Annotated in this window: 22 protein-coding genes; 10 read left to right on the top strand and 12 right to left on the bottom strand. The window is 70.9% G+C overall.

Annotation, left to right across the window (positions count from 1 at the left end):
* Nucleotides 1-222 precede the first annotated feature (222 nt).
* Both O1R50_RS15555 and O1R50_RS15550 read left to right on the top strand, forming a co-directional pair.
* Nucleotides 223-657: an RbsD/FucU family protein gene (locus O1R50_RS15555; RefSeq protein ID WP_270111008.1), complete on the top strand. Its 435-nt coding sequence runs from the start codon at nucleotides 223-225 to the stop codon at nucleotides 655-657.
* Between the two features lie 2 nt (nucleotides 658-659).
* Nucleotides 660-953 carry an alpha-L-fucosidase gene (locus O1R50_RS15550; RefSeq protein ID WP_270111007.1) on the top strand — a complete coding sequence of 98 codons (294 nt, stop codon included), beginning with the start codon at nucleotides 660-662 and terminating at the stop codon, nucleotides 951-953.
* Nucleotides 954-1,007: 54 nt separating this feature from the next.
* Here the strand turns inward: O1R50_RS15550 and O1R50_RS15545 are convergent, their stop codons facing one another.
* On the bottom strand, nucleotides 1,008-2,564 hold the full coding sequence (locus O1R50_RS15545; RefSeq protein ID WP_270111006.1) for a hypothetical protein: 1,557 nt from the start codon (nucleotides 2,562-2,564) through the stop codon (nucleotides 1,008-1,010).
* Nucleotides 2,565-2,754: 190 nt separating this feature from the next.
* On the opposite strand from O1R50_RS15545, the gene O1R50_RS15540 reads away from it, so the two are divergent.
* Nucleotides 2,755-3,444: an EF-hand domain-containing protein gene (locus O1R50_RS15540; RefSeq protein WP_270111005.1), complete on the top strand. Its 690-nt coding sequence runs from the start codon at nucleotides 2,755-2,757 to the stop codon at nucleotides 3,442-3,444.
* A gap of 43 nt (nucleotides 3,445-3,487) precedes the next feature.
* Here the strand turns inward: O1R50_RS15540 and O1R50_RS15535 are convergent, their stop codons facing one another.
* The 8 genes from O1R50_RS15535 to O1R50_RS15500 are packed head-to-tail and all read right to left on the bottom strand — an operon-like array spanning nucleotide 3,488 to nucleotide 12,226.
* Nucleotides 3,488-4,513 carry a glycosyltransferase family 2 protein gene (locus O1R50_RS15535; protein WP_270111004.1) on the bottom strand — a complete coding sequence of 342 codons (1,026 nt, stop codon included), beginning with the start codon at nucleotides 4,511-4,513 and terminating at the stop codon, nucleotides 3,488-3,490.
* The gene (locus O1R50_RS15530) at nucleotides 4,504-5,925 is read right to left on the bottom strand and encodes a cytochrome P450 (protein ID WP_270111003.1); all 1,422 of its coding nucleotides are present in this window, start codon (nucleotides 5,923-5,925) and stop codon (nucleotides 4,504-4,506) included. The genes O1R50_RS15535 and O1R50_RS15530 overlap by 10 nt, the downstream gene beginning before the upstream one ends.
* The gene (locus O1R50_RS15525) at nucleotides 5,922-7,031 is read right to left on the bottom strand and encodes a hypothetical protein (RefSeq protein WP_270111002.1); all 1,110 of its coding nucleotides are present in this window, start codon (nucleotides 7,029-7,031) and stop codon (nucleotides 5,922-5,924) included. Before O1R50_RS15525 ends, O1R50_RS15530 begins: the two co-directional genes overlap by 4 nt.
* Complete coding sequence (locus tag O1R50_RS15520; protein WP_270111001.1) at nucleotides 7,024-8,232, bottom strand: glycosyltransferase; 1,209 nt, start codon at nucleotides 8,230-8,232, stop codon at nucleotides 7,024-7,026. Before O1R50_RS15520 ends, O1R50_RS15525 begins: the two co-directional genes overlap by 8 nt.
* Entirely contained in the window at nucleotides 8,229-9,464 is a 1,236-nt protein-coding gene (locus tag O1R50_RS15515) for an MFS transporter (RefSeq protein ID WP_270111000.1), read from the bottom strand. Before O1R50_RS15515 ends, O1R50_RS15520 begins: the two co-directional genes overlap by 4 nt.
* 4 nt (nucleotides 9,465-9,468) lie before the next feature.
* Nucleotides 9,469-10,092, bottom strand: a complete 624-nt coding sequence (locus O1R50_RS15510; protein WP_270110999.1) for a flavodoxin family protein — start codon at nucleotides 10,090-10,092, stop codon at nucleotides 9,469-9,471.
* A complete protein-coding gene (locus O1R50_RS15505; RefSeq protein ID WP_270110998.1) occupies nucleotides 10,089-10,682 on the bottom strand; it encodes an anthranilate synthase component II in 594 nt (197 codons plus the stop codon). Before O1R50_RS15505 ends, O1R50_RS15510 begins: the two co-directional genes overlap by 4 nt.
* Nucleotides 10,679-12,226: an anthranilate synthase component I family protein gene (locus O1R50_RS15500; RefSeq protein ID WP_270110996.1), complete on the bottom strand. Its 1,548-nt coding sequence runs from the start codon at nucleotides 12,224-12,226 to the stop codon at nucleotides 10,679-10,681. Before O1R50_RS15500 ends, O1R50_RS15505 begins: the two co-directional genes overlap by 4 nt.
* Before the next feature lie 523 nt (nucleotides 12,227-12,749).
* Here O1R50_RS15500 and O1R50_RS15495 point away from each other — a divergent pair.
* From O1R50_RS15495 to O1R50_RS15470, 6 genes are read left to right on the top strand one after another with little or no spacing between them, the layout of a single operon-like run.
* Nucleotides 12,750-14,141 carry an ATP-grasp domain-containing protein gene (locus O1R50_RS15495; protein WP_270110995.1) on the top strand — a complete coding sequence of 464 codons (1,392 nt, stop codon included), beginning with the start codon at nucleotides 12,750-12,752 and terminating at the stop codon, nucleotides 14,139-14,141.
* Nucleotides 14,138-15,844 carry a carbamoyltransferase N-terminal domain-containing protein gene (locus tag O1R50_RS15490; RefSeq protein WP_270110994.1) on the top strand — a complete coding sequence of 569 codons (1,707 nt, stop codon included), beginning with the start codon at nucleotides 14,138-14,140 and terminating at the stop codon, nucleotides 15,842-15,844. Before O1R50_RS15495 ends, O1R50_RS15490 begins: the two co-directional genes overlap by 4 nt.
* A gap of 36 nt (nucleotides 15,845-15,880) precedes the next feature.
* Entirely contained in the window at nucleotides 15,881-17,617 is a 1,737-nt protein-coding gene (locus O1R50_RS15485; protein WP_270110993.1) for a carbamoyltransferase family protein, read from the top strand.
* Nucleotides 17,618-17,619: 2 nt separating this feature from the next.
* Nucleotides 17,620-18,567 carry a diiron oxygenase gene (locus tag O1R50_RS15480; protein WP_270110992.1) on the top strand — a complete coding sequence of 316 codons (948 nt, stop codon included), beginning with the start codon at nucleotides 17,620-17,622 and terminating at the stop codon, nucleotides 18,565-18,567.
* Between the two features lie 20 nt (nucleotides 18,568-18,587).
* On the top strand, nucleotides 18,588-19,811 hold the full coding sequence (locus O1R50_RS15475) for an ATP-grasp domain-containing protein (RefSeq protein ID WP_270110991.1): 1,224 nt from the start codon (nucleotides 18,588-18,590) through the stop codon (nucleotides 19,809-19,811).
* Nucleotides 19,808-21,025 carry an MFS transporter gene (locus O1R50_RS15470; protein WP_270110990.1) on the top strand — a complete coding sequence of 406 codons (1,218 nt, stop codon included), beginning with the start codon at nucleotides 19,808-19,810 and terminating at the stop codon, nucleotides 21,023-21,025. Before O1R50_RS15475 ends, O1R50_RS15470 begins: the two co-directional genes overlap by 4 nt.
* Before the next feature lie 91 nt (nucleotides 21,026-21,116).
* On the opposite strand, the gene O1R50_RS15465 is transcribed toward O1R50_RS15470, so the two are convergent.
* The 3 genes from O1R50_RS15465 to O1R50_RS15455 all read right to left on the bottom strand — a co-directional run bounded on the left by O1R50_RS15465 (nucleotide 21,117) and on the right by O1R50_RS15455 (nucleotide 24,307).
* Nucleotides 21,117-22,442: an ABC transporter substrate-binding protein gene (locus O1R50_RS15465; protein WP_270110988.1), complete on the bottom strand. Its 1,326-nt coding sequence runs from the start codon at nucleotides 22,440-22,442 to the stop codon at nucleotides 21,117-21,119.
* Between the two features lie 75 nt (nucleotides 22,443-22,517).
* Nucleotides 22,518-23,420 (bottom strand): carbohydrate ABC transporter permease, encoded by a 903-nt coding sequence (locus O1R50_RS15460; RefSeq protein ID WP_270110987.1) that lies wholly within the window; start codon nucleotides 23,418-23,420, stop codon nucleotides 22,518-22,520.
* Nucleotides 23,420-24,307 carry a carbohydrate ABC transporter permease gene (locus tag O1R50_RS15455; protein WP_270110986.1) on the bottom strand — a complete coding sequence of 296 codons (888 nt, stop codon included), beginning with the start codon at nucleotides 24,305-24,307 and terminating at the stop codon, nucleotides 23,420-23,422. Before O1R50_RS15455 ends, O1R50_RS15460 begins: the two co-directional genes overlap by 1 nt.
* 185 nt (nucleotides 24,308-24,492) lie before the next feature.
* Here O1R50_RS15455 and O1R50_RS15450 point away from each other — a divergent pair, with 185 nt between their 5' ends.
* Nucleotides 24,493-25,566 (top strand): LacI family DNA-binding transcriptional regulator, encoded by a 1,074-nt coding sequence (locus tag O1R50_RS15450; RefSeq protein ID WP_270110985.1) that lies wholly within the window; start codon nucleotides 24,493-24,495, stop codon nucleotides 25,564-25,566.
* Nucleotide 25,567: the final 1 nt, after the last annotated feature.

Here is a 25,567-nt window from a genome sequence, read left to right as displayed (position 1 = left end):
CCCACCCCGCCTCGCGGCCGGGGCGCCCCCCCCCGGCGGGGGGCCGGGCCCCCCCCCCCCCCCCCCCACCGGTCTATTCATCAGACAACGGGTCCGATCGATCAGGGCGGACGCGGATTTCAACCCGCGAGATCCAACTTCTCGCCAGTAAAGATCAGATGTATCTTGTTCAAGGTCGATACGAAGCTCGCCCCGAGGCCGACCGACCGCGGAAAGGGAAGCATGCTGACGTACCCGCTCATACACCCCCCGCTCCTCGCGGCGCTGGCCGCGGCCGGGCACGGCTCGCGGATCCTCATCGCCGACGGGCACTTCCCATCCTCGACGCACACCAATCCGGCGGCGGCGATGATCCACCTCAACCTCCGGCCGGGCCTGCTGTCCGGTGACCAGGTGCTGGAGACGCTGCTCGACGCGGTCGCGATCGAGCGCGCGGTCGTGATGGCCTCCGACGGCGCGCCGGTGCCCGCGCACGACGCGTACCGGGCGGCGCTCGGCGAGGAGGTCGCGTTCGAGGCGGTGGAGCGGTTCGCGTTCTACGATCTCGCGCGGGCCGACGACGTCGCCGTCGTCATCGCCACCGGCGACCAGCGCCAGTGGTCGAACCTGCTGCTCACCATCGGCGTGGTCGGTGTGACACCGCGAAAGGGCCACTGAGCATGACCGGAGCACACCGCGACGAGCTTCCCGAATGGGCGCGGGAGGCGAGCCTCGGCATCTTCATCCACTGGGGACCGTACTCGGTCCCGGCGCGGGCCGAAGTCGGGAACACGTTCGGCGACCGATCGCCGACCGGCGAGGCGGCTACGGTCACCGCCGAGGCCGAGATCCGGCACCGCACCCGGATCGGCGACGGCAGGCTCATCGTCGTCGCCGATGACCCTGCGGCCGTTCAGGTCAGCGCTCCCGGCCACGAGGTCGTCCCCGTCGCCCTCCCGGGCGGGGACCGGTGAAGCCGCCGGAGCGGTGCCGTCGTGAGGGTCGGCACCGCTCCGGCTCAATCCATCTCAATCCATGAGGCCGGCGAACATGTTCCGGAACTGCTCGTCGGTGTACTCGGACGCCATGGTCATGCTGGTGTCGGAGACGGAGATGTAGATGCTGGTGTACGTCCCGTCGAGGCGGTTCGGGCACGCGTTCCCGATCTCGCGGGCGTAGTCGGCGACGACCTCGCCGGTCTGGAGCGAGTAGGCCTTGATGGTGAACCGGTGCGCGAAGAACGTGGCCCAGAACGTGTCGCCGGAGGGCGCGCGGTACATGCAGGAGTCCTGGAACTCGCCGACCTCGGCGTCCACGCAGACCACCAGCGCCGTCTCGGCGGCGGTCGTCGCCAGCCAGGAGTCCGGGAAGCCGCGCCCCTCGGCGCCCCAGGCGCCGACCAGCTGCATCGGGTGCGGGCCCGCGCCGTCGGCGGCGGGCGCGCCCCGGTAGGCGACCGGGTCGGCGCAGTAGGTGCCCGAGGCGAGGATGCCGTCGGCGGCCTCGCCCGCGAGCTCGTGGTCGGGGTAGGCGGTGAGGAACTCGCGGAAGAGGATCCCGGCGCCCTCGGCGTCGCCTCCGGCGCGTTCCTGCGCGCAGCCGAGCATGCGGACCGGCACCTGGTCTGCGGCGGCCGCGATCGGTGCAGTGAGTTCCTCAGCGTCCCAGTCCTGGGCGGCCAGCCAGTCGTCGACGGTGTGGCCGGTGCAGGACGGGGCCTCGGCGAGGTCGGCCATGAAGCGCTCGACCGTGGCCTCCACGGTCCCCGATTGGCCGGGGTGCTCCTCGAGCGTCGCCGAGAGCTGCGCGAAGGCCTCCTCGACAGTGGACAGATCGGGGTGGCTGTCGAGGATCGCCGCGTCGAGCAGGAACTCGGCGCGCTTGGGGCCCGCCCCGTCCCAGCGGGCGCCGGGGTGCTCCAGGTAGGTCTCGATGGCGTCGGCGGCGTCGGTGGGCGCTTCGGCGCGCGCCTCGTCGAGGGCGGTGAGGAGGAGTTCGCAGGCCTCGCGCTCCTCCTCGGCGCGGAGGACGACCGGCCCGAAGGCGACGCGGTGGACCGCGTCCAGGGTGTCGATCGCGGCGGTGGCCGCCTCGCAGTCGCCCGCGGCGTGGGCGGTCTCGGCGCCGCGGGCGATCCACCACGCGTCGAGGTGGAACCAGGACACGGTGAGCACGACGATGGCGGCGGCCGTGACGGCGAAGCACCGCGCGCGCCGCACCGGTGTCGGTTCGGCGATGGCGACGAGGTGATCGGGCCGGGTGCGGCGGGTGAGCCGCCACGCGTGGAGGATCATCGCCAGCCCCCACGCGGGCAGCAGGTACCGCCACAGCGGCTGCTCGGTCTGGACGGCCGCCGACCAGACCAGGAACCCGGTCCCGCTCAGTGCGAGAGCGGCCAGGATCGGGCGGCGCATGAACATGTAGCCGATGCCCAGCATCGTGGCGTTCCCCGCGATGGCGACCACGGGATCGGTCTCGCGGCCGGGCGGCGCGGGACGCGGGGGTGCGGCCGGCGGCCCGGTCGGCGGTGAGGCCGGCGGCGGCGGTTCGGCCGGCGGTCCTGTCGGAATGGGTTCGGGGTACATGGTGGCGCTCCTCGGGGCGTCGGGACCACCCCAGTGCAGCACCGATCCCTCGGGACCGGTCCCGGCTTCGGACCGGGATCAGCGGTTTCGGCGCACCGCCCCTCACACCGTGGCACGATCCGATCTGGACAGGAAGATGGTCGCCCCCCGCAAGGGGCCGACCACGCAACGGACGAAGGAACGGAAGACCATGAAGAAGAAGACCAAGGCCAAAGCGCTGGCAGTCGGAGCTGCGGCGGCGGCGACCGCTGTCGCAGCCGGGGCGGCGATCCTCATCGGCAGCCGGTACCGGCACACCGCCGCGGTCGGACGGGTCCGCTTGAACAAGTTCGACCGCTGGTTCGACACGCTCGACACCGACGGGAACGGCTACATCACCGAGGCGAACCTGAACCAGGCGGCCGCCCGCGTCCTCGGGGCCCGCGGCGTGCCCGTCGAAAGCCCGATGGGGTTCGAGCTCCGCGAGGCCACCGAGCGGCTGTGGGCGGAGTTCATCGCCCCGAAGGCCGGCTACCAGGGCCGGGTCGGCCGCCGGGAGCTGCGCGCGGCGCTCGCCGAGCACATGCTCAGCGACCAGTTCGCCGCGGCCGCGAAGCTCGCGTCGATCGCCGACGCCTACTTCGCGATCGCCGACGAGGACGGCGACGGCCTCATCAGCTCCGGCGAGTTCGTGCAGCTCCTGCGCAACTGGCACGGCGTGGACTACCAGGAGAGCCACCGCGTGTTCGAGTACCTCGACGCCGACCACGACAACCGGATCTCTCCGGACGAGTGGCGCAGCGCCATCTTCAGCTTCTTCCTCGGGAGCAGGCGCAACCATCCGGCGAACGACCTCCTGGGCAAGGTCGGCAGCCCGATCCTGGCCCCGGCCGAGGTCTGACCGGTCCGGCTGTCGGCCCCGGGCGGCGCGGTCGCCCGGGGCCTCATCTGTCCGCGTAGAGCGCCTCGAGCTCGCGGCGCAGGACCGGGTCCGTCTCCCGCTCGATCAGCTTCAGCAGCCGGTCGGCCTCGGCCAGGGTCATGGCGTGCTCCCAGCGCCGACGGAACAGGTACGCGTCGAGCGCGCGGTGCCGCCGGCAGAAGTGGTCGAGGTTGCGCATCAGCTGGGCGCGCATGACGCGCTGCGCGACCATCGGGTTCGGGTCGGCCAGGGGATGCACCTGGTGGTAGTTCACCGCTTCGGTGCTCACCGAGAACCGCACGCCGAGCCGGTGGAGCCGGTAGCTCAGGTCGGTGTCCTCCAGGCCCCAGCCGGTGAAGGTCTCGTCGAAGCCGCCGGCCTCCTCGATAGCGGCGCGGGAGGCGGAAAGGTTCGCGGTCGTCGCGAGCGCCCAGCCGAAGCGGAAGCCCTCGAGCCCGGTCCCGTACTCCTCGACGATCGCGTGGTAGTTGTCCGGCTCGTCGCCGAGTTCGACGCCGCCCTTCTCGACCGCGGCGAGCGCGGCTTCGGGATCGGCGGCGAGGACGCCGGGTTCGAGGAGCCGGACCGGTTCGCGCAGCCGCTCGGCGGAGCCGACGCGGTCGGCGAGGCGGAGCAGGTCGTCCTCGCCGACGGGGAGGACGCCGGGCCGCCACCAGGTCATCGCGCGGCGCTTCCAGCCGATGACGCCGCGCGAGTCGCCGTTCGCGGCGCCCACGTGCGCGGCGACGAAGCCGGGGGCGGCCATGCGGTCGTCGTCGATGAAGACGACGAGGTCGCCTTGGGCGCGTTCGAGTGCGGCGTTGCGGGCGGCCGCGCGTCCCCGGTTCTCCTGCGCGACCAGGGTGATCGCGAGGCGGTCGCGCAGCGGGTCGACGAGGTCGGCGACGCCGCCAGCGGTGCCGTCGTCGCACACGACCACTTCGAACCGGCGGTAGGTCTGCGTCAGCAGGGATTCGAGGGTGAGCGCGAGGTATTCGCGTTTGTCGCAGGTCGCCATCACCAGGCTGACTTGGGGGTCTACTGCCATCCGAGCCTCCATCGGGTCTCGCCGTCGAGGTCCACCATCTCGTGCAGATCGCCCGTGACCGCGGTGGAGGACGGGACCGGGTCGGTGCGGGGGCGCGCGATCACGGGCACGGGTCCCTTGGGCGCCATCATGAGTCCGACCTGTCGCGAGACGGCCGCGCCGGGCGCGGGGTCGATCCGGAAGCGGCCGAGGACCGTGGCGAGCACGGTCTTCATCTCGAGGTCGGCGAAGGCCGCGCCGATGCAGGCGTGCGGACCGGCCCCGTACGGCAGGTACTCGTAGAGGCTCGGCCGGGCCGTCTCCCACCGGGCGGGGAGGAACCGGAGCGGGTCGGGGAAGACCGCAGGGTCGCGGTGGGTGGCGAACTTGCTGGTGACGACCTGGCACCAGGCGGGGATCTCGTGGTCGCCGATCGTTGTGGGCGCCACGGCGATCCGCGAGGTGTTCGGGCCGGGCGGCAGGAGTCGCAGGGTCTCCTTGAGCACGTGGTCCAGGCCGGTGGGGAAGTCGAGGGCGGCGCTCGCGTGCGCGGGCCGTTCGGGGACGGACGCGAGGAGCTTGTCGAGTTCGGCGGGGTGCTGGGAGAGCAGCAGCAGCGTCCACGCCAGGGTGTTCGAGGAGGTCTCGTGCCCGGCGACGAGGAGGGTGGTGAGCTGGCCGACGAGCTGGTCGTCGCCGAAGCCGTCGCCGTTCTCGTCGCGGGCGTCCATGAGGGACTGGAGCAGGTCGGGGGCGGCGCCGCTGACGCCGCTGCCCCCGCGGCGGGCGTCGATGATGTCGGCGAGCGCGCCGTCGAGTCTGCGGATCACGGTGAGCAGCCGCCGGTAGGGGGTGCCGGGGAGGTCGAACGGGAAGTAGCGGATGGACGAGGCGAAGTAGCGCAGGGCGAGCATGTCCTGGACCATGCGTCCGATGCGGTCGGCTTGCGCGGCGATGTCGACGCCGAAGAAGCACAGGCACGCGATCCTGAGCGTCAGGCGGCGCATCCGGTCGGTCAGGTCGAAGGGCTCGCCGGGCGTCCACGAGTCGACCTCTTCGGCGGCGAGCCGGGCGATGAGCTCCCCGTGCGCCAGTGCCGCTTGGGGTTTGAAGGACGGCGTGGCGACGCGGCGCGCCTTCCGGTGCTCGGGGCCGTTCATGTTGAGCAGTCCGATGCCGCGCCTGGCGTCGCGGATGCCTTGGGGGATGGCGTATTCGAGGACGGTGTGGAAGGTGTCGCCGCGGGTGAGCACGGTCCGGTTGTGCTCGGGCCCGAACGCGAAGACCTGCTTGCGGTCGCCGCGCACGAGCCCGGCGACGGGACCGTACCCGTGGTACAGGCGGGCGGTGTAGCCGACGGGGTCGACGGCGTACTCGTGGGCGCTGCGGCGCCGACCGAGCCAGCGGTGCGGCGCGGGACCCGGGACGCTCACCGCGGCTCCCCGTGCCAGTCGGGATGCGGCCGTTCGAGTTCGGCGGCCGCGCCGTGCTCGAAAGCGGCGGCGGCGAGGCGGCCCGCGCTGCCGCGCAGCGCCTCGATCGAGGCCATCGGCAGGTACCGGCGGAACAGGCCGGGGAACGCGGTGGCGAAGGCCGCCTCGGAGTGCGGGCCGGAAGCGGGTTCCAGCGGCTCGGGCTGAACGAGGCCGAGTGCGAAGTGGACGGTCCAGTATTCGAAGAGCGTCAGTTCACTGACCTGGTGGGTCAGCGGCGCGCCCGTCGCGGCGAGGTCGGCGCGGAAGCGGTCGGCCAGGTCGGCCTTCCGGAAGCCTTCGGGCAGCCGCGTGTCGCCGAAGTCCCCGAGCCAGGTGTACTCGTCGGGCGACTCGCCGCAGTAGAACCACTCGGCGTGGACCCGCATCCAGGACGCGTAGGGCAGCCGGGTGAGGCCGGTTCCGGCCACGGGCGTGTCGAAGCCGGGTTCGGCCCCGGCTGGGGCGGCGCAGACGGAGAGGCGCGGCCCTTGGAAGCCGTTGGCGGTCAGGCTCAGCCGGTCGTCGTGCTCCAGCAGGTTCGGCACCGTGACGAGGTTGTCGATCCTGTTGCGCCGCAGATACTCCACGATGGCGAGGTCGTCGGCTCCGCCGGTGTCCTCTGCGGCGGCGAACGCCAGGGCGTGCTCGCGCGGCAGGACCAGGCCTTGCGAGGGGGTGTACATGTCGACGGCGCGCGCCCAGGCCCAGCCGCGGCGGGCCGCGACGCGGGCGAGGGTGGCGCTGCGCGATCCCCATTCGCAGAACAGGCTGATCGCCTCCGCCGGGCGGGCGGCGACGGCGCGGTGCACCAGGGCGGTGAAGTTCTCGCAGGGGACGACGTCGTCTTGGAGCACCAGGTGGTGGGTGGCGTCCTCCCCCACTGCGGCCCAGGCGCGCAGGGCGTTGGCGAGGTTGCCGCGGCCGGGCTCGGTGTCGTCGACGATGACGGCCGGGTTGAGCTCCGGCAGGGACTCGGCGAGCTTGCGGGCCCGGTCCTCGCGGGCCGGGTGCGTCATGATCGCGGTCGAGAGCAGGACAGCAGGGTGGCGCACCGCGTCACGCATCGGCGCTCCCGGTGGCCTCGCGCAGCGCGACGGCGCGCTCGACGACGTCGAGCATCGCGCCCGCGCCGTCGGAGGAGCGGAGCACGGACGCGAACGCGGCGTGCCGGTCCCGGTCGGCGGCCAGCGCCCGCTGGATCGCCTCGGTGACGGCTTCCGCCGGATCGTCATCGGCCACAACGGTGCCGAGGCCGAGTCCGGCCACGCGGGCGGCGTTGCCGCGCTGCTCGGCGGACTGGGGCGTGAACACCAGCGGCGTCGCGCAGAGCAGTCCCTCGATCATCGACGAATGTCCACCGTGGACGACTGCGGCGGCGCTGCGCGACATGAGGTCGACGGCGTCATGGCGGAACGCCGCGATCTCGGTCTCGGCGTCGCCCGCGGCGGCGCGGACCTGCGCCGCCATCGCGTCGCTGTCAGGCCCGTCGACGCCGAGGGTCACCGCCAGGCGCACTCCGAGGCCGCTCGCGGCGGCCACGACCCGCAGCAGGTCCTTGTCACCCGCGCCCGAGCCGCCGAGCGTGATGTTCAGGACCGGTTCGCGTTCGGACCGGACGGGCTGCTCGAGGAGCTCGCGCGGGGCGAGCGGTCCGATGTGGCGGATCTCGGAGGTCAGTCCGGCCATGAGGCCGGCGGTCTCGGCCGGGACGTCGGCGAGCGGATCGAGCAGCGCCAGGTCCGGCACGAGCACCGCGTCTCCAAGGGGCGCACGGTGTTCGGGTGCGACGCCGATCGCCTCGAGGGTCGCGAGGATCTCCGGGAGCACGGCGTGCATCGGGTGTTTGAAGAGCCGCAGGTTGTGGCAGGTGAAGCTCGGCAGGCCGCGCATGGAGGCCGCCACGGACGCGGTGTTGCGCATGTCGCTGACCACCGCGTCGGGCGCGAACTCGTCGATGGCGCGCAGCTCGTCGCGCAGCGAGGCCTCCACGTACTCGGGGCTGGCGAGCCGCGTGCGGGCGAAGGCGCGCAGGCTCGCGACGTCGTTCATGCCGCGCCAGGCCGGGGCGGGCCCGATCTCGTCGATGCCGATCCATTGCAGCCCAGCGTGTTCGACGAGGTGCCGGACCTCCTCGTGGGCGGCGACGGCGACGGTGTGCCCAGCGTCGGCGAAGCGCCGCGCGGCCGTGCGCATGCGCGTCACGTGGCCGAGGCTGGAGCGGCTGAAGGCGACGAACAGCACCCTCAGCGGACGGGAGTCGGTCATGTCTCTGCTTTCTGAAGCGGTGGCTTCTCCATGGTGAGCGCGCTGGGGGCGCGCAGGGCGGTGACGAGGCTCGCGAGCGCGAAGGCGCCCAGGGCCGCCAGCGCCCATCGTGGACCGGCTACCTCGGTGAGGGCGCCGCACAGCAGCGTACCGAGCGGCACCGAGCCCCAGACGATCATCCGGCCGATGGCGTTCACCCGGCCCTGGAGGCGCTGGGGAGTCACGGTCTGGCGGACCGAGATGCCCACCACCAGGAAGCAGGTGTGGACGGTGTTCCAGCACAGGAGGAGTGCGGCGGCGAGCTGCCATGACGGCGCGGCGGCGTAGGCCAGCAGCAGGGCGAGGTCGAGGCCGGTCATCCAGCGGGCGGCCGGGATCGGGGGCACGTTCTTGAAGCGGCGGGCCGCGATCGCGCCGAGCAGCGCGCCGACGCCGGAGGCGGCGACGATCCAGGCGACCCGGTAGTCGTCGCTGGGGAGGCCGAGCGCGCGGGAGGCGAAGACGACCATCATGCCGTAGACGGCTCCGGCGCTCACGCCGACGCCGACGTTCACGGTGGTGTAGGTGCGCAGCAGGGGGTGGGCGGCGAGGTATTTGACGCCGGCCCAGACCGCGCCGGGCTCGGGCCGGGTCGGGCCTGCCGTGTCGGGCCGGGGCCGGATCGCGGCGATGAGGACTGCCGAGACGAGGTAGCAGGCCGCGAGGACGCCGAACGTGGGGCCGAGCCGGAGCGCGTCGAGCAGGAAGTAGCCGACCGGTGCGGCGACGGCGGTGAGCACGGTGGTGGTCATCCACAGGTAGCTGTTGGCGCGGAAGACGCCGTCGGTTCCGGCGAGCGCGGGGACGAGCGCGGCGCTGGCGACGTCGAACCACACGTACGCGGTCGCTGACGCGAATCCGATGGCGCACAGCACGATCGGGCCCGCGCCGACGGTGGCGGCGAGGAGCGGCACGCAGAGGAGCACCGCGGCGTTGGCGACTTCCGTCCAGGCCATCACGCGCACGGGCGAGGAGCGGTCGACCGCGGCTCCGGCGAGCAGTCCGAAGAGGAGGAACGGGAGCACGTTCGCGGCGGAGGCGAGCGCGGTCAGGAACGCCGATCCGCTCGCCTGGTAGACGTAGAGCGGCAGCAGCACCCACGAGGTCGCGTACGCCACTGTGGAGGCGAACTTGCTGCCGATGAGGAGGCCCATGCCGCCGACCCGGGCCTGGGGTGCCTGCGTCGCGGTCACGCGGTCAGCTCGTCCTTCCGACGCGCCGCTCGACCTGGTCCGGTCGCGGCAGGCGCGTGCCGGACTCGGCGAGGGCGTTGCCGATGTCGATGATCCGGTCGACGGTGCGGTGCAGCGCCTCCATGCCCTCGGTGTCGGACAGGACGCCCTGCTCGCCTCCGGAGTGGATGGTCACCGGGAAGCCGCTGCCGACGATGATGAAGCGGTTGAGCAGCAGGTTGTGCAGGAGCTGCGCGTGCACGTCGAGGTGGCCGTAGCGGCGTCCGATGACGACGGCCGCGCCGATCGTGTTCGTCAGGGGCCGTTCGAATCTGAGGTGGCCGACCCCGGCGCGTTCGACGAAGGTCTGCATGAGCGAGGAGAGGCCGAAGCCGTGGACGGGGGCGGCGAGGAACACGGCGTCCGCGTCGATCATGGCGGCGACGATCGCGCCCACGTCGTCGTCGACCGGGCACGGGTCGGGTCGGGAGTTGCAGCGTCCGCAGTCGCAGCGGATCACGCGGCGCTCGGCGAGGTCAATCTCGTCGGTCTCGCAGCCGCGAGTGCGGGCGCGGGCCAGGATCTCCTGGACGGCGAGCCAGGTGGAGCCGCGGGCCCGTTCGGAGCCGTTGATCGTCAGGATCTTCACGCCGGTGCTCCGGCGTGGTCGCGGACGGCGGCGGCGAACCCGGCGAAGAGGCCGATGCCGGATTCGGTCAGGATCGACTCGGGGTGGAACTGGACGCCTTCGACGAGGTGGCGGCGGTGGCGCAGGCCCATGATGTAGCCGTCGTCGGCGGAGCGGGCGGTGACCTCGAGCTCCTCGGGGAGGCTGTTCTCGACCACGATCAGCGAGTGGTACCTGGTGGCGCTGAAGCCTTCCGGCGCGTTGGTGAAGACGCCGCGGCCGTCGTGCACGATGGTGCTGGTCTTGCCGTGCATGAGGTGGCGGGCGGGGCGCACGCGGGCGCCGAACGCGACGCCGATCGCCTGGTGGCCGAGGCAGACGCCGAGCACCGGTTTGACGCCGGTGAGGGCCCGGACCATCTCCACATGGCCGGAGTCCTCGGGGGTGCCGGGTCCGGGGCCGAGGAGCACGAAGTCGCCGTCGTGCGCGAGGGCGCCGGCCGGGGCGATGTCGCCCGAGCGGATCACGTCGGTCTCGATGTCGAGGACGCGCAGGTACTGGTAGATGATGTGCGCGAAGCTGTCGTACGCGTCGATGAGCAAGGCCTTCATCGGGTTTCGCCTTCCAGTGCATGGCCGTGGGGCGTCGGCGCGGACTGGCCGACGACGGCGTGGATCGAAGAGCCGAGTTTCGCGAGGGTCTCGCGCCATTCGCCCTCGGGCGAGGAGTCGGCGACGACCCCGGCGGAGGCCCGGGCCGTGTAGGCGTCGCCGGAGGCGACGACCGTGCGGATGCTCAAGGCGAGGTTGGTGAACCCGCCGAAGCCGATGACGCCGAACGCGCCCGCGTACATGCCGCGGCGGCTCGTCTCGGTGGCCTCGATGATCTCCATGGCCCGCAGTTTCGGCGCGCCTGTCATGGTCCCGGCGGGGAAGGTCGCCCGGATGACGTCGTAGGCGTCGAACCCGTCCGCGAGATCGGCGGTGACCGTCGAGACCAGATGCAGGACATGGGAGTACGTCTCAACGTTCATGAGGTCGTCGACCTCGACGGAGCCGGGGTCGGCGACCCGGCCGAGGTCGTTGCGGCACAGGTCGACGAGCATGATGTGCTCGGCGATCTCCTTCTCGTCGCCGCGCAGTGCTGCGGCGCGGGCCTCGTCCTCGGCGGCGGTCGCGCCGCGCCGGGCCGTCCCGGCGATGGGGCGCATGGTGAGCCGGTCCGTTTCGATGCGGACGTGGAGCTCGGGGCTGGCGCTGAGCAGCGTGAGGTCGTCGAAGGGCACGAACCCCATGTACGGCGAGGGGTTGTTGGCCCGCATCCGCAGATACACGTCGAGGTCGGAGCGCTTGCCGCGCATGCGGACCTCGTGGCCGATCTGGACCTGGTAGATGTCCCCGGCGCGGATGCGGTCGAGGGAGCGTTCGACGCGCTCGCCGTAGGACTCGGGGGTGATCGTCAGCTCGGGTTCGACATCGCCCAAGGGCGCGTCGGGCACGGCGTCCGGACCGGTGTCGCCGGTGGCGAGCGCGGCCTCGATCCGGCGGTGCACGTCGGCCGGGTCGGGCTCGCCTCCCGATTCAGTCCACTCAGGGCAGTGGGCGACGGTGAGCCGCGAGTCGCCGCGGACGAGGTCGACCTCGATGACGGACCGGTAGATCCGGAACACCGCGTCGGGGACTCGATCGTGGGCCTCGATCAGGCGCGGCAGGGTCTCGATGTAGGTCACGGCGTCGTAGCTGAGCATGGCGACGAACCCGAAGCCGAAGCGACGCGCGTCGAGCCCGTCCACGTCGAGTCCGCTCTCCAAGTGCCGCAGCGCCTCCCACAGCTCGGTGCGCTCGGTGAGGCGGAAGAACCGCCCGTCCACGGCGTACGCCCCGCCGAAGCCGGCCATCCGCCGCACCGCCCAGGCGAGCCACGGCTCCTGGCCGTCGAATTCGAGGACGCCGTCGCGCACGACGACGTCGAGCAGCGGGGTCGCGCCGATCATGGCGCGGGTCTTGTCGGCCGCGGGACCGGCGAGGGATTCGAAGAGGAAGACGTTCTGCTCGCCTTCGGCGGCACGCAGTCGAATGAACGACGCGAAGGGGTCTTCGGCTTTGCAGGCGAAGTGCCGCAATTCGATCAGTGGTCGGTCGGCGCCTGCGCTCATCAAAGTGGCCCTTTCACCGGCGGTCGGGATCGCGGACAGATTAGCACCGGGCGGCGAATTCCATTGGTCAGCGCTCCCATGCCATTGGGCTGATTGGTATCCAACGCATCCATTGAGGTTGCTGGGACGAAAGTCGCCGACCGCTGGGCGGTACCGCAGAGTGACGATCACGGCGCTGAGCGGCGGCGAGATCCACTGCGGACCGCCGAATGTGACGGTAGCCATAGTCCTGGTCATCGAGACACTCTGGTAGGAACGCACAATGCCGGCGCCGCAATGTGCACTCACTCCGGTCACAATGGAATCGCTGCGGCACAGTAACCGCCTCTCGTGCACAGCAACCACTGTGGAAGCGCATTCCAGGGTGTGCTTGACAGTGGCCCCCGCGTCTCATACGATCGTCACCGGCCTGACACGTCGTGTCACCTACAGGAACCAGATACCCCCATGGCCGATCCGCCTCGAATGCGGGCCGGATCGCTGTTCACCGCGTTCTTCTCGATTTGACAGTAGGGAGACGACTGTGCCTGAAAAGAAGGTGCTCTTCGTCTATTCGCGAGGCGGAGCACCACTCGAGTACGCCTTTCCGAAAATCGCGGCCAAAGCCGAATTGCACGTACTCGCGCTCAAGCCGCCACCCCAGCACACTGAACCACTGTGGAGTCCGCACTGCACCTCGGTGACCCCGCATTGGGACCTCGAGCGCACCGGCGACGAGCTGGTCGACCTGATCGTCGGCGAGGCCGGGCGGATCGGCGCCGACGCGATCCTGACCCTCTCGGAGTACGCGGTCATCGCCGTCGCCGAAGCGGCCGAGCGACTCGGACTGCGCGGCGCCGGACCCGATGCGGTCAACTCCCGCGACAAGCGACGGATGCGGCAGGTCTGGGAGGACGCCGGGGTGCCAGTGCCGCGGTTCCGGCCAGTCGACTCCGCGGACGATCTGCGCCGAGCCTTCCGCGAGCTGACCGCCCCGATGCTCCTCAAGTCCGCCTGGGGAGCGGGGGCCATCGGGCAGCTCGTGCTCGAGACCGAAGCGGACGTCGAACCCGCTTGGGCCAAGGCGAACGAGGCGATGATCCAGGCCCGCGAGCGCGGCTACACCGAACTGCAGGTCGCCGACGCCGACGCCGACTTCCTCGTCGAGGAGATCATCCAGTCGAGCATCGAGTCCTGGTGGGACGCCGACAGCGGCTACGGCGACTACCTGAGCGTCGAGGGCGTCGTCGCGGGCGGCGTCTACCACCCGATCTGCATCACCTCCCGCATCCCGACCATCCCGCCGTTCACCGAGCTGAGCAACCTCGCCCCCTGCGCGCTTCCCGAAGCGGCCCAACGCGAGATCGAGCGCGTCGCCCGCGCCGCCGTGGACGCCCTCGGACTCGACTACTGCGGCACCCACACCGAACTCAAGCTCTGCCCCGACGGCGGGCTCTCCGTCCTCGAGTCCGCCGCCCGGATCGGCGGCGTCATGGTCGCCGCCGAGATCGAGCACTGCTTCGGCGTCGACATCGTCGGGATGCTCACCGACGCGCTCCTGGGCGAGCCGATCGACCCGCCCGAGCGGATGCTCACCGACCGCGATGCCGAGGGGGCGGCCGGATCGCTGTCGCTCATCGCCACCGACTCGGCCGGTCGGCCGTGGAACGACCACCCCGTCTGGGACGAGTCCCTCGTGGACTGGACGGGCGTCGTCGACCGCGACACCACCGTGACCGCCGTTCCGGGCCTGTGCATCCCGGTCGGAACCCCGATGCCCGCGTACGACCTCACCAGCGGCGCGCTCGGCTACGGCGGCATCTTCTTCCTCCGGGCCGCCTCGGCCGACAACCTCGTCGCCGACTCCTACCACGTCCTCGACAACCTGGAATCCCTGCTCGCCAAGGGCCACGAATCGCGAAGGGCTGACGCATGATCGTCTGCGGCCTCAAACTCACGCACGACGGCGCGGTCGCGCTCATCGACGGGGACCGGCTGGTCTTCAGCGTCGAGATGGAGAAACTCGGCAACGGGGCCCGGCACAGCCAGGTAGCCGACCTCGCGGTCGTCGCCGAGCTGCTCGCCGAATTCGGCTACCGGCCCGAGCAGGTGGACCGGTGGGTCGTCGACGGCTGGGACGGCGCCAAGTACGGCCAGGTCAGCCTCGAGTCGGACGGCGAGCCCGTCCTGCTCCACCTCGCGCCCTACCGCGAGACCGACGCCGTGCCGAACCTGTTCGAGCCCGGCTTCGACGGGACCCTGCCGATCGCCGGGCGGGCCCGGCCCTACACCAGCCACGTCCACGTCGCCGGGCACGTGGCGAGCGCCTACGGCCTCAGTCCCTTCGGACAGCGGCGCGAACCGGCCCTGGTGCTGGTGTGGGACGGCGGCAGCTTCCCGCGCCTCTACCACGTCGACCCCGACGGGACCGTGGAGAACGGCGGCGCGCTGTTCCCGCTCACCGGGCACACGTACGCCGTCGCCGCGCACCACTTCGGACCGTTCCACTGGGAGGAGCGGCCCGCGTCGGTCAACGAGGACCTGTCCGTCGCCGGGAAGCTCATGGCCTACATCGCCCTCGGATCGCCCAAAGAGGACGTGATCGGCCTCCTGCGCGAGAAGTACGAGGAGAACTTCACCGGCGACGAGCCGCTGGCCGTGGGCTACCGCCACGCCGTCGGCGGGTTCGGCTCCACCTCCGAACCGGTGCTCGACTACCTCCACCACTACTTCCGCGAGGTCAAGCGGATCCTGCGCGGGCGCGGCCTGACCGCCGCCTCGGACGCGGACGTCCTCGCGAGCGTCCACGTCTTCCTCGAGCGGCTCCTCGCTGAGCATCTGCGATCGCGAGTGCGCCAATGGAAGGGCGAGGGCCGCTGGAAGCTCTGCTTCGTGGGCGGCTGCGCGCTGAACATCAAGTGGAACTCGCGGCTGCGCGCGCTCGAGGAGTTCGAGGACGTGTGGGTGCCGCCGTTCCCCAACGACTCCGGATCGGCGATCGGCGCCGCCGCCCTGGGCAGGGCCAATCCCGCAGCGCCCGTGGAGTGGCACGCCAGGCTCGGACCGGCGCTCAAGCCGACGCCCGAGATCCCGGCGGGCTGGAGCGCCGCCAAGGTCGACGCGGTCGAGCTGGGGCGGATCCTGCACCGCACCGGCGAGGCGTGCGTGGTCCTCGACGGCCGGGCCGAACTGGGGCCCCGGGCGCTCGGCGGCCGGTCGATCATCGCCCCGGCCACCTCGCCGAAGATGAAGGACCGCCTCAACGACGTGAAGGACCGCGAGCCGTACCGCCCGGTGGCCCCGATCTGCCTGGAGGAGGCCGCCCCCGAGGTCTTCGCCCCCGGCAGCCCCGACCCGTACATGCTGTTCGACCACGAGGTCCGTCCCGAGTGGCGGGCCCGCGTCCCCGCGATCGTCCACCTCGACGGCACCGCGAGGCTGCAGACCGTCGGGCGCGGCGACGGTGCCGTGCGCCGGATCCTCGAGTCCTATTTCGAGGTCAGCGGCATCCCGGTGCTGTGCAACACCAGCGCGAACCTCAAGGGCAGCGGGTTCTTCCCCGATGTCGCCTCCGCCCTGGCCTGGGGCCGAGTCGATCTCGTCTGGAGCGAAGGCACCCTCTACCGCCGCAGCAGCTGACACCCCTACTCCCGCACCCGAATGGAGCGAGCTCCGATGACCTACATCCTCGGCGTCAACCTCAGCCACGACCGCTCGGCCGCCATCGTCAAGGACGGCGAAGTCCTCGCCGCGATCGAAGAGGAACGGCTCGACCGCATCAAGCACTCCGAGGGCTTCCTCGTCCAAGGCCACTTCGAGCGGCTGACGAAGATCATCCCGATCAAGTCCATCGCCTACTGCCTCGACGCCGCCGGGATCGGCATCGACGAGGTCGACCTCATCGTGGGCAACCGGCCCCTCGGCGACCGGACCGTGCCGCGCCTCCTGCGCGACCTGCCGCTCAAGGACAAGAGCAAGGTGCGGGCGTTCCCGTTCCCCTCGCATCACCTGGCGCACGCGGCGACCGCGTTCTACACCTCGCCGTTCGAGAGCGCGGCGATTCTCATCGTCGACCAGGCGGGCAGCCGCACGGACGGGATGGTCGAGAAGCACACCCTGTTCACGGGCGACGGCATCGAGCTCGCCCGAGTCGCGTCCACCGAGTACCCGGTCGATTACAGCGACATGAGCATCGGGCTGTTCTACGACTTCTTCACCGCCAAGCTCGGGTTCACCACCAGGTACGGGACGCCCGACTTCGGCGTCTTCGAATGCGGCGGCTACCCCGAGGCCGGCAAGACGATGGGCCTGGCGCCGTACGGCGAACCGCGACCGGACTGGGGCCGGTGGCTCACCTTCGACGGCTTCGACATCACCGTCTCCCAGGAAGGGCTCGAGCAGATCTGGAAGGGCATCGTCGCCTCCGACGGCGCCGAGTTCGAGTCGCTCACCGAACGGCGCTGGGACTGCAAGTTCGCCAAGGACGTGGCCCGCAAGGTCCAGGACGAGCTCGAGGAGGCGATGCTCCACCTCGCCGCGGAGGCGCACCGCCGCACCGGCGAGACCCGGCTCTGCCTCGGCGGCGGCGTCATGCTCAACTCCGTCGCCAACCACCGCGTCCTCGCCGAGGGCCCGTTCGACGAGGTCTTCATTCCGGCCCCGGCGGGCGACTCCGGCGTCGCCATCGGCGCGGCGCTCTACGGCTGGCACCAGATCCTCGAGGGCGGCACCGAAAGACGCGGGCAGATGACGACCGCCGCATATGGACAGCGCTATTCGGAGGCACGGGTCCTCGAAGCGCTGCAAGCGTACGAAGGTGAACTGGAGTGGCGGCGGGCCCCAATCGCGGACGTCGCCGCGCTCCTGGCCGAGCACCGGATCGTGGCCTGGGTGAACGGCGGCTCCGAGATGGGCCCGCGCGCGCTCGGACACCGGTCGATCCTCGCCGACCCGCGCCATCCCCGCGTCCGCGACTACCTCAACGACACGGTCAAGCACCGGGAGCCCTTCCGCCCTTACGCGCCTTCGGTACTGGCCGAGGCGGTCGAGGACTGGTTCGACTTCCGCGGCGAGAGCCCGTTCATGCTGCTGGTCCCCTCGGTCCGCGAGGACCGCCGCGAGGGGCTGCCCGCGATCACCCATGTGGACGGCACGGCTCGCGTCCAGACCGTCGCCGCCGCCCGCGACCCCGAGTACCACGAGCTGATCTCGCGGGTCGCGGAGCTCACCGGCGTGCCGATCGTCCTCAACACCTCCTTCAACGACAACGGCGAGCCGATCGTGGAGACCCCCGAGGACGCGCTGCGGACCTTCGCCCGCACCGAGATCGACCACCTCTACATCGAGGGGTACCTGGTGGGCAAGCCCGGCCGGGAGCTGCCCGCCGACCACCCCGCGAGGACCCGGGAGTAGCCGTGTTCGCTGGCGACGCGCCGATGCCGCGGATCGAGGCGTTCCGCAACTGGTATGAACGCGCCGGGGTCCGGTCCGAGCACCGCAAGATGATCGACGCCGAGGACGACATCCACAAGGCGTTCTTCCCCGAGCACCTGGTGCCGCACCTCGGCCACCCGCTCGTGGACCAGGACGACCCGGTGCTGCGGCGGTACCTGGTCGCGCAGCACGCCTACCAGTGGCTGCGCTTCACCATGCACTTCGAGGTCGCCGTGGTCGTCCGCGCGTCGCAGAAGATCGCGGACGGCTCCAGCGGCCTGCACCTCCACGAGGCGACCCGCATGGACGCGTACAAGATCGTCGTCGACGAGGGCTACCACTCGCTGTACAGCCTCGACGTCCAGCACCAGCTGGTGAACCGCTCGGGGATTCCCGCGCTGGACTACGACTTCGGGCCGTTCATCGCCGGCCTCGACGCCGTCGGCGAGGAGTTCCCGCAGCACCGCAGGCTCGTCGAACTGCTGCAGGTGGTGGTGTTCGAGACCCTGGTGACCTCGATCCTCTCGGACATCCCGCCCGACGAGAGCGTCGTGACGATCATGCGCGAGACCGTGCGCGAGCACGCGATCGACGAGGGCCGCCACCACGCGTTCTTCAGCGCCTTCTTCAAGCACCTGTGGAGCCAGCTCGAGCCGCCGCTGCGGCAGCGCGTGGCCCACTACCTGCCGCCGCTGGTCTTGCGGTCGCTGCGCCCGGCCACCGACCCGGCCCGGGACGCGCTGCTGTCGACCGGGCTGAGCGAGACGCAGGTCAAGGACGTCATCGCCGACTCGTTCTCGAGCGAGAAGGTGCTGGGCGGCATCCGGCACTCGGCGGCGAAGACCCTGCGGCTGTTCGAGGAGGTGGGCGTCCTCGAACAGCCCGGCGCTCGGGACGCCTTCACCGAGCAAGGACTGATCCTGCCCTGACCAGAATGGAGCTGACGCCGATGGACCTGCTGCTGATCATGGGGACCGGGCACGAGCAATTCCGCGAGTACCTGCTGGCCTCGGCCGCCGAGGACGGCCCGCCGCTGTGGGCCCTCGACCCGGCCGAACCGACCTGGCAGGCGAAATACCTAGCCGGGCACAGCGTCTGCGACGTGTTCGACCCGGACGCGGCCCTGGAGGCGGTGCGCCGCGTCGCCGCCGAGCACCGCGTCCTCGGCGTGTTCTGCTGGCACGAGGCCGCTATCCAGGCCGCCTCGGCGGCGGCCGCCGAACTCGGCCTGCCCGGCCCGGACCCCGAAGCGGTGCGCGCGGTCCGGGACAAGTCCGCGACCCGGCGGCTGCTCACCATCGCCGGTGTCCCGCAGCCCGCCTTCCACGTCCTCGCCCCCGGCGACGACGGGACCGCGGCGGCCGCCGCGATCGGATTCCCGCTGGTGGTCAAGCCCATCGCGCTCGGCGCGAGCCAGGGCGTGATCAAAGTGGACCGGCTTGGGGACCTGGCCGCGGCCATGGCGGCCGCTCGCGGCACCCGTCAGGCCGGAATGACCAACGACGGCACCCTACTCCTGGAGCAGTACCTCACCGGACCCGAGATCAGCGTCGACGCCGCCGTGATCGACGGCGAATACCTTCCGTACGCACTGGCGCGCAAGCGCATCGGCCCCGAACCGTACTTCGAGGAGATGGGGCACCACGTCGATCCTGACGACCCGCTGCTCGGGGACCGCGAGCTCACCGCCATGCTCGCCGCCGCGCACAAAGCGGTCGGCTGGCGCCACGGCAGCACCCACACCGAGGTCAAACTGACCCCCCGCGGCCCCGTGCTCGTGGAGATCAACGGCCGCCTGGGCGGCGACCTCATCCCCTACCTCGGCCAGTTGGCCAACGGGATCGACTCCGGCACCGTGGGCACCCGGCTCGCCCTCGGTGAAAAACCGGACCTGACCCGCCGGCGGGACCGCCACACCGCCATCCGGTTCCTCGTCCCCCCGTGCAGCGCCGTCGTCGACAAGATCGCCCTCCCGGCCGAGCGGCCGGGCGAACTGGAGACCGTCACCGTCGCCGCCCCGGGTGACGAGCTCCTGATGCCCCCCGACGGGTACATCGCCCGCTACGGCTGCCTGATCGCCATGGGCGACACCGCAAGGGAGTGCGAAACGATCCTCGACCGCGCCGAGGCCGAGACCGTCTTCGAGTGCACGCCGCTGCGGGGAGCCGCATGAGCCGCACCGAGCAGCCGGATCCTGAAGCCGACGGCGTCTGGTCCACCCTGCGGCACCTGCCGCCCTCCGTCATCACCCTGCTCGTCGGAATCGCGCTCAGCCGCACCGGCACCTTCATCGCGGTCTTCCTCACCCTCTACCTCACCGACCTCGGCCGCTCCCCCGCCAGCGCGGGCCTCGCGCTCACCGTGTTCGGCATCGGCTCGATCGTCGGCAGCTTCGCGTCGGGCACCGTGACGGCCTGGTGGGGCGCGAGGCAGGTGATCGTCGGCTCGATGCTCCTCTCCGGAAGCGCGGTCCTCGGTGTGGCCTTCGCGGCGGACTACCGGGTGCTCGTGGCGCTGGCGTTCGCGGCGGGCCTGTTCGGGCAGATGTACCGGCCCGCCGCCGCGGCGATGATGGCCGCGCTGACGCCGCCGAAGCGCTTGGTGATGGTCTCGGCGGCGGCGCGCCTGGGCCTGAACGTCGGGGCGGCGCTCGGGCCGATGCTCGGGGTGTGGCTGCTGACGCATTCGTTCGCGCTGATGTTCGTGGTGAACGCGTTGACGCACCTCGCGTTCGGTCTGATCGCGCTGTTCCTGCTGCCGGACGTGCGCGACGGGGAGCCGTCCGAGTCGACCGCGGCGGTGGGCTACAGGGACGTCTTCAAGGATGCGAAGTACACGCTGGTGATCGTCGCGATGTTCCTGACCGGGTTCATCGAGTCGCAGTACCAGGCGGTGCTGCCGCTGCAGATCCTGAGCGAGGGCCATCCGGCGTGGCTGTACGGGACGATCGTGACCCTCAACGGCGCCATCGTGATCGCGTTCGAGCTGCCGGTGACGCGGTACACGCAGCGGCTGCCGATGCGGACCACGATCGCGTTCGGCAGCCTCTTCATCGGGGCGGGCCTGGCGCTGTTCGGTCTGCCCGCGGGGATCTGGGTGTTCTTCGCGGGGGTGCTGGTGTGGACGTTCGGCGAGATCATCTCCGCGCCTTCGGTGGTGGCGTATCCGGCGCTGGCTGCGCCGAGCGACCGGCACCGGAGCCGGTACATCGGGGCGATCACGACGGCCCAGATCGGCGGTTACGCGCTCGGTCCGACAGTGGGCACCTACCTGTTCCAGGTTGAGCACGCGTTCGTCTGGATCATGTGCGCCGCCGTGGGTCTCGTGGCGTTCCTCGCCATGTGGCGGGGTGTGCGCGAGCCGGAGCGGGAGCCGTCGCTCGCCTGAAGGCGCCTTGGTGCGGCTGGAGGGCTGCGCGGTCGCGGCCGAGACGAATCGCCGCGGCCGCGCAGCCGCCGTCCAGGTGCCCGAGTGAAGGTCAGTTCACCTGGAAGCCTTGGGCTTCGCCGTAGCTCTCGAGCGATTCCTGCCAGGCCTGGAGCCCGGCGTTGAGGTCGCCCTGCTCGGTGTAGGCGGTGCCGACGGTGTCGGGGAAGACGCTGTTGGCGTACACCTGGAACGGCAGGTACTGGAAGCCGGTGGCGACGTTCGAGGAGGCGGCGACGCAGACCTCGTTGATCTTCTGGCCGCCGAAGTAGTCCGGTGCCTTGCCGATGAACTCCGCTGAGGCGAGTTCCGCTGCGGTGGAGGGGAAGCCGCCGTTCTCGAGGAACACGGCGATGCTCTCGGGGGAGCTGTTGAGCCAGCGCAGGAAGGCGGCGGCGAGGGCCGGGTTCGCGGACTGCTTGAGGACCGATTGGGCGCTGCCGCCGTTCTCGGCGGTGACGGGGCTGCCGTCGTAGCTGGGCACGGGTGCGACGCGCCAGTTCCCGGCGCCTTCGGGCACGGAGCCTTCGAGGATGCCGGGCATCCAGGAGCCGATGATGAGGCTGGCGACGGTGCCGCCCGAGAGGGCCTTCCACCAGTCGTCGCTCCAGGTGGGGATCGGGGCGAGGAGGCCGGGCTGGAGCATCCGGTTCCACGTGTCGGCCCAGCGGCGGGTGCCTTCGTCCTGGAGGTCGATGGTGACGCTCGTGCCGTCCACGTTGTAGGGGCGGCCGCCGGCCTGCCAGATGAGCGGCTGGGCGAAGCCGGGGTCGCCGGCGTCGTTGGTGAGGAACCGGTTCGGGTCGGCGGTGTGGAGTGCTTCCGCGGCGGCGACGTACTCGTCCCAGGTGGCCGGGACGGTGAGGCCGAACTCGTCGAAGACGGCCTGGTTGTAGAGCATGACCATGGGCCCGGAGTCCTGCGGGAGGCCGAAGACGCCGCCGAGGTTGACGGCGGCCCAGGTCGAGGCGGTGTACTGGGATTCGAGGTCGGTGAAGCCGTACTGGGTGAGGTCCACGAGGGATTCGGAGAGCACGAACTGCTGGAGCGCGTAGTACTCGATCTGGGCGACGTCGGGCGCGCCCGATCCGGCGGCGACGGCGTTCTGAAGGGCGGTGTACTCGTCGGTGGCGGTGCCGGCGTTGACGACTTCGACCTCGACGTTCGGGTACTGGGCGGTGAAGGCGGCGGCCTGGGCTTCCCCGGAGGGCGTCCAGGTCCAGTAGGTGAGCTTGCCGCCTTTTTCGAGGGCGGCGTCGAGGTCTTCGGGCTTGCCGGTGGCGGCCGCCTCGGTGTCGTCGCCGCAGGCGGCGAGGGTGCCTGCGGCGAGGACTGCGGGGACGGTGCCGATGACGGTGCGGCGCTTCATGGTGGACATGGTTCGGGTTCCTTCACTTCGTTGTGCGGGGGCGCGGACACTCCCTGGTGGTTCGAGCGGGCCGGAGGGGTCCGGTCAGCCCTTGACGCTTCCGGCGCTGAGGCCGGACTGCCAGAAGCGCTGCAGGAGGATGAAGACCGCGACGATCGGGACGATCGTGATGAGCGATCCGGTCAGGACGAGGTTGAAGATCGGTTCGGCGGCGACGCCGGAGGCCTGCTCGCTCCACTGGTTGAGGCCGACGGTGAGCGGGTACCAGTTCGGGTCGCTGAGCATGATGAGCGGCAGGAAGTAGTTGTTCCAGGTGGCGACGACCGCGAAGAGGGCCACGGTGACGATCCCGGGGGCGAGGAGCTTCGCGGAGATGGTGCAGAAGATGCGCATCTCGCCGGCGCCGTCGATGCGCGCGGCCTCCAGGAGTTCCTTCGGCACCGATTCGAGGGTGTAGACCCAGATCAGGTAGAGCCCGAAGGGGCTGATGAGCGACGGGACGATGATCGCCCACGGGGTGTTGGTGAGTTCCAGTTCGCTGAAGAGGAGGAACGTGGGCACGGCGAGGGCGGTCCCGGGCACCGCGATGGCGCCGAGGATGACGGCGAAGTACGCCTTGCGGCCGGGGAAGGCGTACTTGGCGAGGCCGTATCCGGCGAGGGTCGCGAGGAGGGTCGCGCCTCCGGCCCCGGCGACCACGTACAGGAGGGTGTTGCCGAGCCAGCGCAGGAAGATGCCGTCGTCGTAGGTGAAGGTGCGGGCGATGTTGTCCCACAGGGCGAACGAGTCGCCGAAGGCGAGGCCGAAGCCGCTGAAGAGGTCCGCTTGGGTCTTCGAGGCGTTGATGAAGAGCCAGGCGAGCGGCACGAGCGCGTAGGCCAGGAAGAGTCCCATCAGGACCGTGAGGGCGAGCGACTTGCGCGGGCGGGTGATCGAGTGGCGCGGGCGGCGCGCGCGGGGGTGGATCGTGCGGTGGGCGGTGGACATCAGCGGTCCTCCCTGCGGGTGCCGCGCAACTGGACCACGTAGGCGATCACGGCGGTGATGACGCCCATGACGATGGCGATCGTGGCGGAGTAGTTGTACTGCTGGCCCGCGAAGCTGAGGTTGTAGGCGTACATGTTGGGCGTGAAGTAGCTGTTGATGACGTTGTTGGCCAAGGGCTTGAGGACGTTCGGCTCGTTGAAGAGCTGGAAGCTGCCGATGATCGAGAAGATGGTGGCGATGACGACCGCGCCGCGCACGGCGGGCAGTTTGATCGCCTTGACGACCTGGAGGCCGCGGGCGCCGTCGATCTCGGCGGCCTCGTACAGCTCGTACGGGATGGTCTTCAGCGCCGAGTAGAAGATGAGCATGTTGTAGCCGACGTACTCCCAGGTGACGATGTTGCCGAGGGAGGCGAGGACCCATGAGGGCGCGAAGGGCCGCAGGTCGGTGCCGAGGAGCTCGTTGACGTCGGCGGCGAGTCCGAAGTGGTCGCCGTAGATGAAGCCCCACATCAGGACTGCGACGACGGCGGGGACGGCGTAGGGCAGGAAGATCACCAGGCGGAAGAGCCCGGTGGCGTAGAGCCGGGCGCTGTCGATCGCGAGGGCCGCGATGAGCGCGAGGACGAGCATCACGGGGACTTGGACGAGCAGGAAGACCAGGACGCGGAGGAAGCCGTCCCAGAGCTGGGGGTCGGTGAGCGCGGTCTGGTAGTTCTCGAGGCCCACGAACGCGTTGCCGCCGACCAGCCGGTTCTGGAAGAGGCTCAGCCACAGCGCGTAGGCGAGCGGGGCGATGAACACGAACACGAAGACCGCCGCGAAGGGTCCGGTGAACTGCCATCCGCGCCAGTCGCGGCGGGGTGGTCGGAAGGCGTGAGGGGGCATCGCGAGTTCGCTCCGTTGCTGTTGCGGGTGGGACAGGTGTGTACGCTAACGCAGAATGTTTTCGAAAACAAGATGAGTTTACCAAGATGTTTTCGATAAACTCGACAGCGCGAGCCAGACTGAGCATCAAAGCGCGCGGCAAGAGACAATCAGGTGCACAGGGCACCGGACTTCGGAGGAGACGCATGGCAGTGGACGCGGTCGGCGAGACGACGGCCTCCCCGGGGACGCCCGGCGAGGCGTCGGCAGCGGCGGCCTCGAAACCCGCCACGATCTACGACGTCGCCCGCGCCGCCGGCGTCTCCCACCAGACCGTGAGCCGCTACCTCAAGGGCTACAAGGGCATCCGGCCGCAGACCCAGGAGAAGGTGGCCAAGGCGCTGGCCGAGCTGCAGTACCGGCCGAACCTCACGGCCCGCTCGCTCAAGAGCGGCCGCCCGCACCGCCTCGCCGCCCTCACCCACGAGCTCGAGCAGGTCGGCCCCAGCCGGATCGTGCAGGGCGCCAGCGCCGCCGCGCGGCAGGCGGGCTACCTGCTCGACATCATCACGTTCGACATGACCGACGCCGACGCGGTCGACGAGGCCGTCCGACTGGCCGCGAGCCAGGACGTGGCGGGCATCCTCGCGCTCGCCTCCACCGACGCGATGACCGAGGTGTTCGAGCGGACCGACTTCCGGGTCCCGGCGCACATAGCCGCCGAAGAGGACGACGAGGTCACCGGGCACCGCACCGAGTTGAGCGACATCGGCTTCCCGTCGCTCATCGCCTACCTGGCCGGGCTCGGCCACGAGGCGTTCCTCCACATCGCCGGGCCGCCCGACTACTCCGCCTCCCGCAACCGCGCCCGCGCGTACGAGCGCGCGCTGGGCGACCAGGGCCTGGTCTCGGCCGGGACGATCCACGGGGACTGGTCGGCCAAGTCCGGCTACGACGTGGTCATGGCCCGCGGCCGCGACCTGGGCGCGACGGCGATCGTGGCCGCGAACGACCAGACGGCGCTGGGGGCCATGCTCGCCTTGCGCGAGCTGGGCCTGCGCGTCCCCGAGGACGTGAGTGTCACGGGTGTGGACGACATCCCCGAGGCCGCGTACTTCGCTCCGCCGCTGACGACCCTGCGCGTCGACTTCGCCGCGCAGGGCCGTTCAGCGGTGCAGGAGCTGCTCAGCCGGATCGATCAGGCGCCCCCGCCGCGGGTGCCGTCCCTGCAGACCGAACTGGTCGTCAGGTCCTCCACGGCGTGGGCGCCTGGGCGATGAA

Origin of the sequence: Glycomyces luteolus (assembly GCF_027622875.1) — a bacterium.
Lineage (GTDB): Bacteria > Actinomycetota > Actinomycetes > Mycobacteriales > Micromonosporaceae > Glycomyces > Glycomyces luteolus.
The sequence above is the reverse complement of the archived record's forward strand: the minus strand, read 5'-3'. Positions and strand labels throughout refer to the sequence as shown.